At 43.2% G+C, this 17,989-nt stretch carries 11 protein-coding genes and 1 pseudogene; 11 read left to right on the top strand and 1 reads right to left on the bottom strand.

Annotation, left to right across the window (positions count from 1 at the left end):
* The first annotated feature begins 3 nt into the window (after window positions 1-3).
* From HEQ19_14565 to HEQ19_14605, 9 genes and pseudogenes are all read left to right on the top strand, one after another.
* Window positions 4-1,302 carry an ABC exporter membrane fusion protein gene (locus HEQ19_14565; protein WYM00563.1) on the top strand — a complete coding sequence of 433 codons (1,299 nt, stop codon included), beginning with the start codon at window positions 4-6 and terminating at the stop codon, window positions 1,300-1,302.
* Between the two features lie 117 nt (window positions 1,303-1,419).
* Window positions 1,420-2,595: an ABC transporter permease DevC gene (devC, locus tag HEQ19_14570; protein WYM00564.1), complete on the top strand. Its 1,176-nt coding sequence runs from the start codon at window positions 1,420-1,422 to the stop codon at window positions 2,593-2,595.
* Window positions 2,596-2,621: 26 nt separating this feature from the next.
* Complete coding sequence (locus tag HEQ19_14575) at window positions 2,622-3,347, top strand: ATP-binding cassette domain-containing protein (GenBank protein WYM00565.1); 726 nt, start codon at window positions 2,622-2,624, stop codon at window positions 3,345-3,347.
* Between the two features lie 47 nt (window positions 3,348-3,394).
* Window positions 3,395-4,144, top strand: coding sequence for a thioesterase II family protein (locus tag HEQ19_14580; protein WYM00566.1), 750 nt, complete (start codon window positions 3,395-3,397; stop codon window positions 4,142-4,144).
* 623 nt (window positions 4,145-4,767) lie between these two features.
* Complete coding sequence (locus HEQ19_14585; protein WYM00567.1) at window positions 4,768-5,139, top strand: 2TM domain-containing protein; 372 nt, start codon at window positions 4,768-4,770, stop codon at window positions 5,137-5,139.
* Window positions 5,140-5,406: 267 nt separating this feature from the next.
* Window positions 5,407-5,547, top strand: coding sequence for a hypothetical protein (locus HEQ19_14590; GenBank protein WYM00568.1), 141 nt, complete (start codon window positions 5,407-5,409; stop codon window positions 5,545-5,547).
* Window positions 5,535-5,717: pseudogene (locus tag HEQ19_31015) on the top strand (ISAs1 family transposase). The gene HEQ19_14590 and the pseudogene HEQ19_31015 overlap by 13 nt, the downstream one beginning before the upstream one ends.
* A 734-nt stretch (window positions 5,718-6,451) precedes the next feature.
* A complete protein-coding gene (locus HEQ19_14600; GenBank protein WYM00569.1) occupies window positions 6,452-7,876 on the top strand; it encodes a HAMP domain-containing sensor histidine kinase in 1,425 nt (474 codons plus the stop codon).
* Window positions 7,877-8,420: 544 nt separating this feature from the next.
* The gene (locus HEQ19_14605) at window positions 8,421-8,918 is read left to right on the top strand and encodes a glycine-rich domain-containing protein-like (GenBank protein ID WYM00570.2); all 498 of its coding nucleotides are present in this window, start codon (window positions 8,421-8,423) and stop codon (window positions 8,916-8,918) included.
* Here HEQ19_14605 and HEQ19_14610 read toward each other — a convergent pair.
* Window positions 8,915-11,206, bottom strand: a complete 2,292-nt coding sequence (locus tag HEQ19_14610; protein WYM00571.2) for a tetratricopeptide repeat protein — start codon at window positions 11,204-11,206, stop codon at window positions 8,915-8,917. The two genes, HEQ19_14605 and HEQ19_14610, sit on opposite strands and share 4 nt — an antisense overlap.
* Before the next feature lie 645 nt (window positions 11,207-11,851).
* Here HEQ19_14610 and HEQ19_14615 point away from each other — a divergent pair.
* Together HEQ19_14615 and HEQ19_31020 are read left to right on the top strand one after the other, a co-directional pair.
* Complete coding sequence (locus tag HEQ19_14615) at window positions 11,852-12,538, top strand: hypothetical protein (protein WYM00572.1); 687 nt, start codon at window positions 11,852-11,854, stop codon at window positions 12,536-12,538.
* A 73-nt stretch (window positions 12,539-12,611) separates the two neighbouring features.
* Window positions 12,612-17,924: an SBBP repeat-containing protein gene (locus HEQ19_31020; protein ID WZI67215.1), complete on the top strand. Its 5,313-nt coding sequence runs from the start codon at window positions 12,612-12,614 to the stop codon at window positions 17,922-17,924.
* Window positions 17,925-17,989: the final 65 nt, after the last annotated feature.

Here is a 17,989-nt window from a genome sequence, read left to right on the forward strand (position 1 = left end):
AAGATGAAATTTCAATACTTGTTAAAGTCTATACCTCCTATTGTTAAACTCAGCATACTGATTTTGATTGGTATTACTGTCAGTTCTATTCCAATTGTAATGTTTTGGCAAACCAAGCCAAAACAAGAAGTTAGTGCGGCCAAAATCTCAGTCCAAAATTTCCCAAAGCCTAACCCCGTTAGTACTTTGGGACGTATAGAACCTAAAAAAAGAATCATTCGGCTATTCGCTCCTACTGCAAATCAATTTCCACGGGTGGAAAAATTGATGATTACGGAGGGAGATATCGTAGAACTTGGACAGGTTGTTGCAGTCCTAGATAACTATAAAGTTCGTCAAGCAGAATTAAATCAAGCTGAAAACCAGGTGAAAGTTACGACTGCTCGTCTCGCACAAATCAAAGCTGGAGCAAAAACGGGAGAAATTCAGTCGAGGCAGGCAGATATTGAACGGTTGCAAGCACAATCTCAAGGAGACAAGGCAGCTCAAACTGAAACAGTTGAGCGAATTACAGCGCAATTACAAGGAGACAAAGAGGCTCAAGAAGCCACAATTAGGAGACTCAAAGCGGATTTTGAAAACGCTGAATCTGAGTATAAACGCAATGAGCAGCTATTTAAGGAGGGTGCTATTTCCCATTCTTTGTTTGACAGCAAGAGCTTGAGCTTGGAAACCACAAAACAGCAGCTAAGAGAAGCCCAAGCTGTATTGAATAGAATTAATACTACTGGCAATAAACAGCTAAGAGAAGCCCAAGCTGTATTGAATAGAATTAATACTACTGGTAATAAGCAACTTAGGGGAGCAAAAGCAACGCTCAATAGTGTTGCTGAAGTCCGTCCAGTAGATGTACAAGTGGCACAAATGGAAGTAGATGCAGCCATTAGTGCTGTCAAACTAGCAAAATCTCAATTAGAGTTAGCTTATGTACACACCCCCGTTGCTGGACAGATTTTAAAAGTTAATACACAACCAGGCGAACTTGTTAGTGACACAGGCATTGCTGATATTGGTAACACTAATGAAATGTATGTAGTAGCTGAAGTTTACGAAACTGATATTAGACGGGTAAAGGTTGGACAAAGTGCAGAAATTACTAGTCCAGCTATAGACGGTAAGTTATTTGGTAAGGTTGAAGAGATTGGCTGGCAAATTGGCAAACGTAAATTTCTGGGCACAGATCCAGGGTTGGATGTAGATGCCAAGGTGATTGAAGTAAAAATTCGTTTAGAACCAGAGAATAGCAAGAAAGTTGTCAAGTTATCCAACTTAGAAGTTAACGCTTTAATTCATCCAAATTAGTTATTATTTTTTTGTTTGATTCATCCTGCATAAAAAGGATATAGTAGAGAAAACTTACTTTTAAGTACAAAAAAATCAACAACAATCTCTGATATCCATCACTAGATAATTATGAAAATGAAGGGAAAAAATTTTTCTATAGCCTTATCACAATTAAAATATGAAAAAGTCAGGTTTCTTGTAGCACTTTCTGGCATTATATTTGCAGTGATCATGATGTTTATGCAGATGGGCTTTAGTGATGCCTTATTTGACAGTTCTGTACTTTTACACAAAAGTATGAAAGCAGATATTTTTCTTCTGCATAGTAAATCTAGTGCTTTGGTTGCTCTTAAGAGTTTTTCTAAATACTATCTATATCAACTTTTAGAATTCCCAGAAGTTAAATCAGTCAGCCCCATACACTTGGGATATGCCAACTGGAAAAATCCCTGGAACAATGACAATCGTGCTATCTTTATAATTGGTATCGACCCTAGTAATAATGTACTGGATTTACCAGGTATTCAAGAAAATTTGACTACTATTACTTATCCAGATGGCGTTCTATTCGATACCTCTTCAAGACCAGAATTTGGACCAGTTGTAACTAGTTTTAATGCTGGGGAAAAAATTATTTCCGAACTGCAAGGTGCTCTTCTGAAAGTTGAAAAAGTTGTGAAGGTTGTGGGTTTATTTAGGCTAGGAGCATCGTTTGCTGCCAATGGTCATTTATTAACTAGTAACAGTAATTTTGTCAACATTTTAACTAATAAGGGTTCAAAATCAATTGAAATTGGAACTATTCAGCTAAATCTTAATGCAAATCTCAAACAATCAATAAGCAACATCAGAGCAAGACTACCAAGAGATGTTTTAGCTTTAACCAAAGACGAGTTCATAAATTTTGAAAAAAATTATTGGAAACGTAATACTGCTGTAGGTTTTATATTTTCGCTCAGTACTATGATGGCATTTATTGTTGGTGCAGTAATTGTTTATCAAGTTCTTTACACAGATGTATCAGAACATTTACCTGGATATGCAATTCTAAAAGCAATGGGTTATACGGATATAAGCTTGCTATGGATTATTATTCAGGAGTCTTTGATTTTATCAATTCTGGGTTATATTCCAGGTTTTTTAATTGCAATGATTAGTTATCAACAAACCCAATCTGCTACATTGTTACCAATCGGTATGACTGTTGATCGAGGTCTCACATTATTAATGGTGACTATATTAATGTGTCTGATTTCAGGTCTTATTGCTGTACGTAAATTGAGAGATGCCGATCCTGCCGATATTTTCTAATCCCATTTATTAAAGATTAAATAAATATGCTTTTGCAAGAACCAGTAGTATCGATCAAAAACCTTCAACATTATCTAGGAAAAGGTGCACTAAGAAAACGAGTATTATCGGATATAAATTTCGAGATACAGCGGGGAGAATTTATAATTCTAACTGGTCCTTCAGGTTCAGGAAAGACAACATTACTAACGCTAATTGGTGCTTTACGTACTATTCAAAGTGGTAGCATTAAGGTTTTTGAACATGAATTATATCAAACTAGCAACTATCAGTTAGTTCAAGTGCGACGAAAAATAGGCTACATTTTTCAGAGTAACAACCTCTTACCATTTTTAACTGCTGTTCAAAATGTATTAACATCTATTTTTCTGCACAAAGAAATTTCTAAGGCTGAAGCTTATGATAGGGCGGTTGATATGTTAGAATCTGTTGGTCTAGGCAAGTATTTAAACTCTTACCCTCGTAATCTATCAGGAGGACAACAACAGCGGGTTGCAATTGCCAGAGCTTTAGCCCCTAGTCCTAAATTGATTTTGGCAGATGAACCAACTGCTGCATTAGATAAAAAAACTGGTCGTGATGTAATTGAGTTAATGCTGACTTTAACTAAACAAATAAATTGTACAATTTTGCTAATAACTCACGATAGTCGAATTCTAGATGTGGCTGAACGAATTATTTATATGGAAGATGGTAATTTAATTAATACGAATGTTAGTTTTAATGATAATATTAATGCTTTAAATGAATAAAAAATATTTTAACAAGTGTATGCAAGTGATCTAATTTTTTAAGTATTATGGCAAATTCACAAGAAACGAATAGATGGATTGGACATCGGAAAATTAACTTACAAGCGCGTATGCGTCTTTTCTGTTTTCCTTACGCAGGTGGTAGCGCCCTAAGCTTTAGTACTTGGGCAGATAAATTACCACACTTTATTGAGGTTTTTCCTATTGAGATGCCAGGACGAGGAGTTCGTTTGAATGAGCCTCCTTTTAATCAAATCTCACCACTTGTTGCGGAAATTTCTTATGCTATACATTCTTACTTAGATATCCCTTTTGCTTTCTTTGGTCATAGTCTAGGTGCCTTAATCAGCTTTGAACTAGCTCGTTTCGTTCGTAAGACCTATGCCCTAAATCCAGTTCACCTTTTTGTCTCCGGTCGTGGCGCACCTCAAATAATAGAACACTATAAAATACATCATTTGTCTGATGCTGAATTTTTAGAAGCACTGCATAGATTCAATGGGACTCCGAAAAAAGTATTAGAATCTGCTGAATTGATGCAGTTGCTGCTCCCCACCCTACGAGCAGATTTGATGATCAATGAATCCTACACTTACACCGTAGAACCTCCGCTAGATTGTCCAATTACTGCTTTCGGAGGTTTACAAGATCCATTGGTTAATCGTGATGATATGGAAGCTTGGAGAGAACATACACTGAGTTCCTTTTCATTGCATCTGCTTCCTGGTGATCACTTTTTTATTAATACTGCACAGTACTTTCTTCTGCAACTTATTAGCAAAACTGGCATTGCATAAATGCGGGATGAATTACAGGGTAAGCGGATATAATTTGGTTCTTCAGTACCTGTTATGCGAAACTATTAGTTAAACATCAAAACTTCCCATAAAAATAAACGTTAAAAACCAAAAACTATGCCAAACGCATAAAATGTTAGTTTTAAATTCTATTATCTTTGCCTGGCAATGGTTTCACGGCTTTTATGAACGAGATTTAGCATAATATGTAATGAAGAGCCTATAATTTTGTACTTTAAAATACAGAGAATAATTCTATAGAACCAGTTTCAATACTGCTCGGTTAAGCTTTTTTTGGGCATCATAGACAACGAGATTTCAAGGTTTTTAGCCTACTTGATTTCCTTAATCTAGCAGTACTGGAACCAGGTTGACATTTTTTACTGTCTTGAGGTAAAGTAAATTTACCAGGTTAAGTCCATCTAATTTCGTACTTTAAAATTACAGATAAAAAATTGTGAGATATGGTATAATAAATGTCCAAATTCTGTCTATATTTGGTTGAATTGAGGAAAAAAATTAAATAAATTGAGGTTAAAACCTTTAGTATCACCTCATAACCATGCAAAAGCCTTAATGTCAAGTCCTTTTAGCCTATTTTGTCGCCCCGTCTGGGTATTTATATGACCTACCATTCAGAAGAAGTGCAACAGATTTTGCAGATAGCATTGACTCAAAAAAAGGAGAAAGAATTTTCACGAGAACAGCTTATAGAGATAGCATCAGAATTGGGTATCTCAACAGAAGAACTCCAATCGGCTGAACAAGAATGGTCCATACAGCTAACAAAAGGGCAAAGGCAACATATGCTGAATACCCACGAACGTAAAAAATTTAAATCTCACCTGACTAATTTTATTGCAGTTAATGTTTTTTTAGTCTTGTTAAACTTGGTAATAAGTCCTTCATATTTTTGGGCAATCTTTCCACTACTAGGTTGGGGCTTGAGTTTGTTTTTTCATGGTTGGAAGGTTTATCGAAAAGGTTCTTCATAAGACAAGTCCGGAATAAGAACTAGGTGTCAAAAAAATGGTTCTTTCTATCGCTCAGGAGAGGGTGAACTATATCAGAAACCTAAGAATTTGAGGGAGCGACAAGAATCGTCAAAGTATTACTCACAGAGGGATTCAAGTAACAGACCCTCTAAAAAAAAACGGTTCTTATTGACAATACTATGTGGTTATTAGATGGCTACTTATAGGGCAGGGATGTTTCATTCCCTAAAACTGGTAAAATAGCAAGTGTTGAGGGGATAAAAAATTATGGGTGCGAATCTGATTGAGCAATTGCGGCTAGTGGAAGATTTTAGAACTTCAGATGGTCGAAGGCATCCACTGTTGAAAGAGTTGGAACTCGTGCAGGCAAAGCATATCATGAGGTTGTCTGTTACATCAACACCCTAGTTGGCACAGCGAAAGAATTTGCCTGTGGTATTCACGGTCATTGGGGTATTGAAAATTGCCTTCATTGGGTAAAAGATGTAGTTTTGAATGAAGATAATTCGGCTACACGTATGGGTAATGCTCCCGCAAATCTCTCGATTATGCGAGCGAGCGCACTCAATCTTCTTCGCCGAAACGGTTATACTTCCATAACAATAGCCCAAAGATTTCTCTCTCATGATATTGACAAACTTCTTGCTCTTGTGGAATGAAACAGCCCTGGGGGCTAGGGGGGATCGAATTCTATGCAGCTTCATAAAAAATTGGTATTAATGCCAAGAAATCATCAATCAGCTAATCATAAGTAATCATTATCAATACTGTATCTGCTATAGGACTTACGCATCGTACATCAGTACTATACGCAACTTGGGCATTTTAACCATGTTTAGCACCATGCGATGGCGAAGCCCGCCGCAGGTATCGCAAATCAGGGAATAAATCAGGGTGAAGCGAAGCGCCTGAAACAACCAAATACCGTAATACACATTATGGTTAATTTGTATAGTGCGTAAGTCCTATGCTAGTTAAAAGTTCGAGATGAAAAGTATCGTAGACTACAAAATATTTAGCGATGCCTTCGGCGGGCGCAGCCATCGCTCTTTGGGGAAAAACTTTTTGCTTTACTGGTAATAACTAATAAGCTGTTCCACTTTTAAAAAGCATAATTTGTCGCCTGAAACCTTTAACAGGGTTAACCCGTTACGGAAAATTGGATGTGGAACAGCTTAACAGCGGAAATTGCGGCTATATTGTTCGGTTATACGACTGTCGCCAGTAAACAAATGACTATAACCTCATAATTAATAGTGAAATGCATCACCTAGAAGCTGTTATCTGCTATTCAACCAAGGGGTGAAAACCTGTGTACGAATGGATCTTGCCAAGTCTGAGCGAAGTTTTAGCCGAACATCAATCAACCGTGACTGAATGTTCATGTGCTAAAGCGGAACGACAGTGGCGTGTTAGTTTAGCAGCAACAGAACATTTGCTCATCAACTGTTTAGCAACTGCTGCTGATGATGCAAGCCTTGGTTTAGTTTTAGCTGCACCGGCGCCCCTGTTTAGTCAGCCAAAACTGACTCAAAGCTTACAGAGCGTGACTTTTACAGCAAGGCCATTTAATCCCTTGGCGCTGATGCCATTTCAGATGCCTGTTATGATCGCCAAGGTAGAGGAAATTTCGCCCCATGAGTCAGTACTGCCCTTACTACCGGCAGACCCCCTAGCAACAGAACAGTTTTGCTTGGTATTCACAGATAAATTTAGTTTAGTCCTAGTGTTGGCAGAACACAAGAGCGGTCAAAAAAGTTTTTCCTTTTCCTTCGAGCCGGAAGTAGTCCAGAAGGTATGGCAAGCTTTAGGGGCAAGGGTGATCCTGACCAATCCAGAGTTTTTCGCCAAACTGAATGAATTAGTAAACAACTATTCGTCAGTAGATCCAGATTACCGCATTGTGGTTAAATTTAGCCAGCTGTTGCTGCAAGAATTAACCGAAAAAGAAGCAGACAAAGAAAATTTCCCCCCCTCCCCCCGTCCCCCCATATCCCCGTCTTCCACTTCCCGTCCCGATGTGGAACTGCTACAAGCTTTTGCTCACGAAGTCCGCACACCGCTGACTACCATTCGCACCATGACTCGCCTATTGCTGAAGCGGCGGGATTTACCGGCGAATGTCATTAATCGCTTAGAAATTATTGATCACGAGTGTACTGAGCAAATTGATCGCATGGAATTGCTGTTTAAGGCGGCTGAATTAGAAACCTCGGCCTCGGTAAAATCTTCACATACTTACCTGACGCCAATGTCTCTAGATCAAGTGTTACAGCAAAGTATTCCCCGTTGGCAACAAGCAGCGCAACGCCGGAATTTGACATTGGATGTAGTTTTACCGCAGCAACTGCCAACAGTAGTCAGCAATCCCAGTATGCTGGATCGGGTACTCACTGGTTTAATGGAGAATTTCACCCGCAGCTTACCCCCAGGTAGCCATATTCAAGTACATGTGATTCCTGCTGGCGATCAACTGAAGCTACAATTATCGCCCCAAAGTCAGTGCCAAGATGCAACCAAACCCAACGCGCCACCAATTCGCAAAGCTCTTGGTCAATTGCTGATGTTCCAACCAGAAACAGGTACGATTAGTTTGAATATTGCCGCAACCAAGCATCTATTTCAGGCGATTGGTGGCAAACTGATTGTGCGTCAGCGTCCCAATTATGGGGAAGTGTTGACTATTTTCTTACCTTTGGAAGTCAGCGATAAGCACAAATTGGGACTTGGGAGTTAGGAGTAGTCCCGCGATTTCAAACTATTTGTTTAGCCGGATAAATTTTTAGATACCCCTAAATCCACACGATATGATACCAGCTTCCGGGGCACGGCAATGTTCCCTACTCGCTCCTACATGTGTCAGAGTTTTAGTGGTATTGTATAAGACTTTGAAATCGCGGGACTAGCCCTTTCAAGGTGGAATGAATCCCTCTGTAACCTCTTGTCTCTGTGTCCTCTGCGCGTATGTAGTTACAACAATTACCTTTAAACCGCAGAGGCACAGAGAACCGAGAGAAAAAAGATCGGCACAAGGGAAGGGTTAGGTCTGGGTGTAAATTTGCGAGCTAAAAATATTTTTTCCAAATGTCTAATGATTTTTTTCATAAAAAGGTCATCAGTATACTGATAAGTAAATAGAGATTGGTTTTTATAATCCGACAATCAAATAGATGTTGGGAAGATTTCAGTTTCTTGGTCAAAATTTCAGTAAAAGATCTAGTTGAGTGTGTATCCAAATAAACGAGATGCACTCTAGTTATTTATCTTGGAGGAGTTTCAAAATGGAGATTGTCACTTTTTTCAATAAAGTGAATAATTTGGACTGGAAATCCCTGGCTCACAAGCTGACGTTGTGTGAACATGGACACGGATGGACGGACAAAAAAACAGAAGTGGCGATCGCACGTTACAAAATGTTCTTATGTCTCCAATATCTTTTTCCCAACATAGAACTGGTTCCTACCCAAGAAATTGACGAAGTTTGGCACACCCACATTCTCCTCAATACCTATCAGTACATTCAAGATTGTCAGCATCTATATGGCTATATTTTGCATCACCGCTCGACCGTTGGCGTTACAGATAAAACTCAATCCCAAAATCAAGACACAGCTTTTGCTTTCACTCTAACTTTGTTTAGGGAAATATTTGGAGTTGGTGTTTTGCGAGATGCTGAATATGAGGCTGCACCCTGTATGATTTTACCTGTTTGTGTGAATCCGTCACTAGAACAGAGTGCCTGTCTTACTCTTCCAAAACAGTTGACTGTTAACTGTTAACTGAAAAGAGAGCGCATTTCTTGAGCTTCTGCGGTCATCATCAGACTATGAAAACCCTCAGATGCTTCTTTAGCCCAGCGTTGAGCTTGAGCCAAATTACCCGATAATTTTTCGAGTTTAGCAAATGTTGCTTGATGGAAAGCAATGGAACGCTTATCTTTATGTCTTTGGGCCATAGGAAAGCTCAATGTTAATATTCGTCTAGTTTCGTCTAAGTCTCCTAGTTGCAGAGCAATGTCTGCTAACCAGTTTTGGATAGCTGCTGTAGCTCGAAGCCATCCTACAGCTTGAGCTTGTGCTAATGCTTGCTCAAAAATGGTCTGAGCCTGTTCATAATTTTCTTGTTTCAAAGATATTTGTCCTTGATAATAGAGAATGTGAACTTGTTGTTCCTGACGTTCTAACTGTGACAAAGAAGATTGTTCTAACAGGGTTTCTTCCTCTGCTAACCAATGTTGAGCCGGCGCTAATTGTTGCTGATGAATATGCAGAATTACAAAATTAGTCGCTAGCTCTAAGTGAAATTTTAGCGTTTGGTGGTCGCGTAAATCCCAAGCTTCTTGCAACAGCGCCGCTGCTTGTTGTAGTTGACTTGGTTGACGCATATTCACCAGTGTACTAGCGCGATCGCTCATGACCTCGACAGCAAAAGACCAATCACCTGCTTGTTTGGCGGTGACAATTAACCAATCTGTCCAGTCTAAGCGCTCATCCCAATATCCGCGCACATGAGTATAGCCTTTGATGTGTCGCCAAATTGCTCGCACATCCAAGTACCGACCTTGACTAATACACCATTCTAGTACAGTTCTGAGGTTTTCCCATTCTGCTTCCAAATATCCATAGCTCAAATGCCATTCCTTCCAATTAGTGCCTCCGTATGACTCTGAAAACTGGAGATACCAATTCACCCATCGCTGGCGTAAAGCTTGAGCAAACTCACCATGAGCCGCTAACTCTGCTAAAACATACTCGCGGGTTAGCTCCAGTAAACCATAGCGCCCTTGGTGCTGATAAACCAGAGAAAGTTGCTGTAATTTAGCCAATCCCTGGGATGTGGTAATCGGGTCAGCTTGGTCAAAAGCTACATTAGCAGCTGTCTCTCTGGTAACAGGTTGCACAAACAAAGCCAAGGTCATCAGCAGATAGTGAGGAGGTGTACCTCTCAAAGGACTGACACAACCTGCAAAGCAAAAACGAGCAACATCGCCATCGGGTTGTTTGATTTGTGCTAACACATCTTCTAGCAAATAACCTGCTGCCATTTGACCAATAGCATAAATAATAGCAGCAGGGACACCGCTCACTCCGTCAAGAAGTTGCTGGGATTGCTCGGTAATTAGACTTAAACCTTTCTCTTTGGCTTGGTGTTGAATTAACCGCAAACCATGCTCTCTAGGAAGAAAACTTAGACGAAGGGGTACAAACAGAGATTGTTCGCGAGTAGTAATTACGACTTTTACCGTCGGTGGTAAATCGTAGAGAAAGGAGAGAACTTCCTGCTGATCTTCAATGGTTTCTAGATTGTCAACAATCAGTAAAGTTCTGGTTTGAGATAGTTTCTGGCGAATTAGCTCGAATTGTTCTGCAAAGGGTAAATGGGTAATTTGAGAAAAATCCAGGGTGTAAATAATTTCTCTACAGATATCCCGCAAAGTCCGCTGTAAAGTCAATCGCGGTAACAGACCAATGGAGGTGAGATGATTTTGTTTGGCAGAAGTAAAAATGATGGCGTCAAAGATGGGAATATTAGAAAGCATCAAATTTGGATGTTTACTGGCTTCCAAACAACGGTAAGCCACTTCCACCACTAGAGTAGTTTTACCTACACCACCAATACCATCCACACTAATTAAATGGGCAGAATGATGATAATCGAGAAGTTCCATCAGCCGTGCAATTTCTTGGTTGCGACCAAAAAAAGCTGTATATTCTCGTGCAGGTAAGTTTTGAGCAACTGAGCGTTGCTGCCACGGTGTGACAGAATTAACCTCAGTTTCTGGGAGTTCAAAATTAGTAGGCTCGGTATTTCCGGCTAACTGGGCGAGATTTTCCTCTAATTGCTGCAATTTTTCTAACTGGTTGATCAGGAAAATTCTCAGGCGATTTTCCTTTCCTCGGCTATTACCACTAACATTGAACTTCCTATAAACCTGACCCATGCGCTTCAAGCACGCATCTGGAGAGGTATCCAGATGTTCGGCTATCTGTTCATAGTTGTCACCATCAGCGAAGCGCATCAAAAACACTTGCTCTTGCTCTTGTGACAGATCATGCTCGTGAGCCATTTGGCTCAGAAAATTTCTGGGGAACATTAATTACTCAATGATTTTTGTGATTTACCTTCTAGTGTAGTCGCATTTGGGGGAAAATATCAGAGGTTAAATAAGGATTAAAGAGGAGAATGTACTGCGAAATACTTGCTAACCGAGAATAAACCAGGTACTATGTTGAGTATACGGAGGAGAAATCAGGATGAAGCGTGTAATAGGTGGGGATCATCTCAATACTGCTCGGATAAGCAGGGGAGGCAGGGGAGGTAGGGGAAGCAGGGGAGGCAAAACTCAACGCCAGCCTCCATTTCTCCCCCTGCTCCAAGAGCTTGCCTCAACCAAGAAATTCCTTAACCGAGCAGTATTGGGGATCATCTCAGGAAAACCAAAAAATAATTCCGACTTTGTTGTGGCGTCGGCGTCTCGCCAGCCCTGATTGGTGGACTAGAAGTCCCTAATTGCAAGTCCCCTAGTACTCTGTCAAGATAAAAATGATGGACTGTAGTGCGGGCATCTTGCCCGCGTGAGCGAGACGCTCACACTACCAAAAATCCCTCAAAACAAAATTGACAGACTACTAGATCCTGGTGAATCACATCAGGTTGTGGATTCCAAACCCATAGAAATAACCAAAATTAATCATTTAGAACTGAGGTGACTATGCGACAGTTACTCAAGTCTGGGGTGACAATTTTTGCCGATGGAGCCGCTAACTATCTAAAAACTATGCCAAAAGGTAAAGTGGCTATGAGCTTATGTATTCCCCTGCTGTTAGTAGAGGGAGTCTTAGCACCATCAGCCCATGCTTTGGACAGCGAAAAGTTATACCAGCTATGTTCTCGCTTTCCCCTCAATTCCCAATGTAAGGATTACCAAGTCCCTATAGCTCTGGATAATCGCGCAGGAAAAACAGGTGACTGTATCTTTAAGAATAATGAGGTAGAAAGCCGAGGAAATTGCAAGATTGTTGTGAATGATGCAGGTATTACCATCTACCAAGAAACAGGCACAACACTGAAAGTTATCGATGATAAAAAGTCTACTCGTACCGTACAGATTACCCCAGCCAGCGTGACTGCAATTCAGTATCGTGAAGACACCAGAGATAACACTGAGGGAAGGATTGTCAACACAATTCTCTTCGGAATTGGCGGGTTGTTTACTCCAGATCAAAAGGTGTCAGAAATTGAGATTAATTACACATCAACTACTCCCCAAGACACCAGTCAGGGACAAAGTGTGAACTCTTTAAAGGTAATTGTGGGGCGACAGACTGGCAGAGAATTGCGATCGCAGTTAGAAAAATTTCCTGTTCATCAAGCAGAAAATTCACAAGTCAAACCCTGAACCAACAAAGTAGGCTTTCCTACAAATTGGCTCGGTTGTCATGCATTTTACAAAATAATTTAGAGGAATTCAAATGAATACGATCAACAACGTTTTGTGGGCACAAAAATTTGGCGGTACACAGAATGACGCACCTACAGGTATTGTCGTCGATAGTTCAGGCAACACCTATGTCACAGGCTATTTCTACAATACCGCTACCTTTGGCAGCACTACCCTAACCAGTGATGTAAATCTTTACAGTAATCCTTTCGTCACCAAGCTCGACAGCAGTGGCAAATTCCTGTGGGCGCAAAAATTTAGCAACAGCAGCGGACTCGGCGGACCCTTCGACCCAAGTACTGACATTACCATTGATGCTTCCGGGAACACCTATATCACAGGAAATTTCTCCGGCACCGCCACCTTTGGCAACATCACCCTAACTAGTGGGGTCAATCAGTTTTTCTTCAACACTGCTGATGCCTTCATTACCAAGCTTGACAGCAGTGGCAATTTTTTGTGGGCGCAGAAATTGGGTGGCACCTCGAATGACGCAGCTAAAGGCATTACCGTCGATGCTTCGGGTAACACTTACGTCACCGGAACTTTCTCCGACACCGCCACCTTTGGCAGCACCACCCTAACCAGTGCAGGCAATAGTGATGGCTTCATCACCAAACTTGACAATAGCGGTAACGTGCTGTGGGCGAAGAAATTTGGTGGCACCTCGTTGGACAATGGCTATGACATCGCCGCCGACGGAGCAGGTAACACCTACGTCACAGGAGGTTTCACCAGTACTGCCACCTTTGGCGACATCACCCTTACCAGTAATGGAAGTGCTTTCGGTAATCCCTTCATCACCAAGCTCGACAGCAGTGGTAAGTTTTTGTGGGCACAGAAATTCGTCACTAACTCGTATAGCCCAGGTGGTGCAATTACCGTCGATAGTTTAGGCAACACCTACATCACGGGAAGTTTCTTTGACACCGCTACCTTTGGCAACACCACCCTTAACAGTGGGGGTAATCAGGATGCTTTCATCACCAAGCTTGACAGCAGTGGCAAGTTTTTGTGGGCGCAGAAATTGGGTGGCGCTTCGGATGACTCTGGGAATGACATTACAGTCGATAGTTCGGGCAACATCTACGTCACGGGACGTTTTTCCAGCACCGTCACTTTTGGTAACACTACCCTGACTAGTGCGGGCAATACTGATGTGTTCGTCGCCAAGCTCGACAGCAACGGTAACGTCCTATCAGCAAAGAAATTAGGTGGCACCTCGTCTGACGCTGGCAATGGCATCGCTATCGACGGAACAGGTAACACTTACGTCACGGGAACTTTCAACAGTACAGCTACCTTTGGCAGCACCACCCTCACCAATTCAAGTTTAGGTTTAAATAGTGATGGCTTTATCGTCAAGCTTGGGCAACAGGACATCACTCTCGCCCTCACACCCAGCAGCGTTGTTGAAGATGGCAGCAACAATCTCATTTATACCTTCACCCGTGAAGGCAATACCACCAACCCCGTGACAGTCAACTTCAACGTTGGCGGTAATGCCACCTTCAACACCGACTACACCGCAGTCGGCGCCGACACCTTTACCGCCACTAATGGCACCGTCACCTTTGCCGCAGGTGCTACCACCGCCACTGTTACCATTGACCCAACTGCAGACACTACCTTTGAGCCTGACGAAACTGTCGGGTTAACACTGGCAGCAGGAGGAGGTTACAGCATTGTTACATCTGCGGCGGTGACGGGTAATATTACTAATGATGATACCCAAGTTACCCTCGCCCTCGCAGCCAACAGCGTTACTGAAGATGGCACCGATAACCTCATTTATACCTTCACCCGTGAAGGTCAGACCACTGACCCCCTAACAGTCAACTTTAACGTTGGCGGCACAGCCACTCTTGACAACGACTACACTCAAACCGGCGCCACCAACGGTACCGTTACCTTTGCAGCAGGTGCTACCACCGCCACTGTTACCATTGACCCCACTGCAGATACCACGGTGGAATCTGATGAAACTGTCGGGTTAACTTTGGCAGCGGGAACAGGTTATAACATCGGTACATCTGAGGTGGTGACGGGTAATATTTTTAATGACGACATCCCTCCGACCGTCTTCTGGGGGATCGCCGGCGATGCAGCGGGCAATGCCTATGTCACGGGAGCCTTCACTGGTCAGTTCAACTTTGGTAATACATCCTTCAGCAGTACAGATTTGACTTCTAGTGATGCTTTGATCTTCAAATTTGACAGCAACTTCCAGAGCTTGTGGGCGCAGAAATTGGGTGGGACGTTGACTGATGTTGGTGTTAGTATCGCTGCTGACGCGGCGGGTAACAACTACGTCACAGGATTTTTCTCAGGTACGGCTAGCTTTGGCAGCACCAGCCTTACCAGTGCGGGCGATTCTGATGCTTTCGTCACTAAACTTGATACCAATGGCAATGTTCTCTGGGCGCAGAATTTCGGTGGCACGTTGTCTGACCAGGGTTGGGGCGTGACTGTCGATAGTACAGGAAACATTTACGGCACGGGAACTTTCTCAGGTACGGCTAGCTTTGGCAGCACCAGCCTTACCAGTGCGGGTGATTCTGATGCCTTCATTACTAAACTTGATACCAATGGCAATGTTCTCTGGGCACAAAATTTCGGTGGCACGTCCGCTGACAAGAGTGTCGGTATCACCTCTGACGGTGCTGGCAATACCTACGCCACGGGAACTTTCTCAGGTACGGCTAGCTTTGGTAGCACTACCCTCACCAGCGCAGGTGATTCTGATGCCTTTATTACCAAGCTTGACAGCAGTGGCAATTTCCTGTGGGCGCAGAAATTGGGTGGCACGTTTGCTGACTCTGGCTTTGGCATCACCGTCGATGGAGCAGGCAACACTTATGTCTCAGGAGTATTTAGAGACATAGCCAGCTTTGGCAGCACCAGCCTTACCAGTGCGGGTAATTCTGATGCCTTCGTTGCCAAGCTTGACGCTAACGGCAACGTTGTGTGGGCAAAGAAGTTCGGAGGTTCTGGAATTGATGAGGGCACAGGAATCGTCGCTGACGGTTCGGGTAACATCAATTTTACAGGAGTCTTCAGTGGCACTGCTAGCTTTGACGGCATCACCCTCACCAGCGTCGGCGATGCTGATGCTTTCAATGTTACTCTCGACAGTAACGGTAATATCTTATCGGTGAGTAGTTCGGGCAATACTTCATTAGACCTGGGTGTTGGAATTGCCATTGATGGAGTGGGTAGCATTTACTCTACGGGCGTTGTCTCAGATACTGCCAGCTTTAGCAATACCAGCCTCACCAGTACAGGCTTTAGTAATCCCTCGATCAGCAAGTTTGAGGGACCGCAAATCACCCTCGCCCTCGCAGCCAGTAACGTCGCTGAAGATGGCACCGACAACCTCACCTACACCTTCACCCGCCAAGGTCAGACCACCAACGCGCTAACAGTCAACTTTAACGTTGCCGGCACAGCGACTGTTGACACCGACTACACTCAAACCGGCGCCACCAACAACACCGTCACCTTTGCAGCAGGTGCTACCACCGCCACTGTTACCATTGACCCCACTGCAGATACCACGGTGGAATCTGATGAAACTGTCGAGTTAACCTTAGCAGCAGGAACAGGGTATGCGATCGCTACATCTGAAGCGGTGACGGGTAATATTACTAATGATGACACTCAAGTTACCCTCGCCCTCGCAGCCAACAGCGTCACTGAAGATGGCACCGACAATCTCATTTATACCTTCACCCGCCAAGGTCAGACCACCAACGCGCTAACAGTCAACTTCAACGTTGGCGGCACAGCCACTGTTGACAACGACTACACTCAAACCGGCGCCACCAACAACACCGTCACCTTTGCAGCAGGTGCTACCACCGCCACTGTTACCATTGACCCCACTGCAGATACTACGGTCGAATCTGATGAAACTGTTGGGTTAACTTTGGCTGCGGGAACAGGGTATGCGATCGCTACATCTGAAGCGGTGACGGGTAATATTACTAATGATGACACTCAAATCACCCTCGCCCTCGCAGCCAACAGCGTTACTGAAGATGGCACCGACAACCTCACCTACACCTTCACCCGTGAAGGTCAGACCACTGACCCCCTAACAGTCAACTTTAATGTTGGCGGTGATGTCACCTTCAACGACGACTACACCGCAGTCGGCACTGATACCTTTACCGCCACCAATGGCACTGTCACCTTTGCAGCAGGTGCTACCACCGCCACTGTTACCATTGACCCGACTACAGACACTAAAGTGGAGCCTGATGAAATCCTGGGGTTAACACTGGCAGGGGGAACAGGTTATAACATCGGTACATCTGAGGTAGTGACGGGTAATATTACTAATGATGACAGCCAAGTTACTGTCTCCTCTGCACCCAATACTGGCAGCATTTTCAACCTTGAAGGTGCGGCACAGCCAGTAAATTTCCTGCTCAAGAGTGCCAGTAGTGGTGCAGTCAATGAAATCGGACTATTTCAAGTAGACGACGATAAGGGTACTATCGGCGGTGTTGCTCCCGATGACCCCAAATACGCGCAAACAGCCCTGGACAATTCCCGCAGTATCTTCTCTACCTTGCCAAATCGCCCTAATGGCTTTAATGACAACCTCAGCAGCAATCTCGACCTAGGGGCTGGTGTTAAGTTCCGTCTGCTGTTGGTACAAAATGGCACTATCGATGGTTTGCGGAACGGCACAGTACCGCTGTCACAAATGCTGCTCTCTTCTCCTACTTCCTCGGAAGTTGCTGATGGCAAATTTGACCTCAGCTTCCAAAATAGTCCGGGTACGGTGGTGCAAATTTCACTGGGCACGGAAGATCTTAAAGGCAGTGGTTTGCAAGACAAGCAGCAAGGGGAAGTGTTGGATTTAACTAAGTTGACAGGTACACAGACAGCAACCTTTACTGTCTACCGTGAAGCAGGTTATAACAATTTGGTCGGCTTCTACCGTGTGGCGGATATCAACGGTGGTATTGATACTAACAATGATGGTGTAGGAGATTTGTTACCCGGACAAGCTGGCTATGCAGAGGCGGCGGTGAAAAACCGCGTCGGCGGTATCAATTTGAGTGTGGGGAATCAGGGTACAGCCAGTTTTACGGGTACATTTGAGGGGGGGTCAATATTTGCACCATTCCTCATCGTCAATGCTACAGCGGACGCATTTTTGGACAATAACCCCAACAACAACCCGGCAATTTACTTCCCGTACCTTGGTGCGAATTCGGACAATGTAGACCATGTGCGGATGCTGGGTGACAACATCTTCGGGTTTGAGGATTTACCTGGTGGTGGCGATAAGGATTTCAATGACATCATCGTCAAAGTGAATATTGCCTAATTTCCTGGTAGGGGCGCAACGCCTTGCGCCCTTCCCTCTTTTTTCCAGATGTCTGATCAGCTCCC

The organism is Gloeotrichia echinulata CP02 (assembly GCA_038087035.1).
GTDB classification, from domain to species: Bacteria; Cyanobacteriota; Cyanobacteriia; order Cyanobacteriales; family Nostocaceae; genus Gloeotrichia; species Gloeotrichia echinulata.

What these genes read in the sequence shown, in the direction of transcription:
- HEQ19_14565 (WYM00563.1), top strand. Translation starts at nt 4, where the DNA reads ATGAAATTTCAATACTTGTTAAAGTCTATACCTCCTATTGTTAAACTC.
- devC (WYM00564.1), top strand. Translation starts at nt 1,420, where the DNA reads ATGAAGGGAAAAAATTTTTCTATAGCCTTATCACAATTAAAATATGAA.
- HEQ19_14575 (WYM00565.1), top strand. Translation starts at nt 2,622, where the DNA reads ATGCTTTTGCAAGAACCAGTAGTATCGATCAAAAACCTTCAACATTAT.
- HEQ19_14580 (WYM00566.1), top strand. Translation starts at nt 3,395, where the DNA reads ATGGCAAATTCACAAGAAACGAATAGATGGATTGGACATCGGAAAATT.
- HEQ19_14585 (WYM00567.1), top strand. Translation starts at nt 4,768, where the DNA reads ATGACCTACCATTCAGAAGAAGTGCAACAGATTTTGCAGATAGCATTG.
- HEQ19_14590 (WYM00568.1), top strand. Translation starts at nt 5,407, where the DNA reads ATGGGTGCGAATCTGATTGAGCAATTGCGGCTAGTGGAAGATTTTAGA.
- HEQ19_14605 (WYM00570.2), top strand. Translation starts at nt 8,421, where the DNA reads ATGGAGATTGTCACTTTTTTCAATAAAGTGAATAATTTGGACTGGAAA.
- HEQ19_14610 (WYM00571.2), bottom strand. Translation starts at nt 11,206, where the DNA reads ATGGCTCACGAGCATGATCTGTCACAAGAGCAAGAGCAAGTGTTTTTG.
- HEQ19_14615 (WYM00572.1), top strand. Translation starts at nt 11,852, where the DNA reads ATGCGACAGTTACTCAAGTCTGGGGTGACAATTTTTGCCGATGGAGCC.
- HEQ19_31020 (WZI67215.1), top strand. Translation starts at nt 12,612, where the DNA reads ATGAATACGATCAACAACGTTTTGTGGGCACAAAAATTTGGCGGTACA.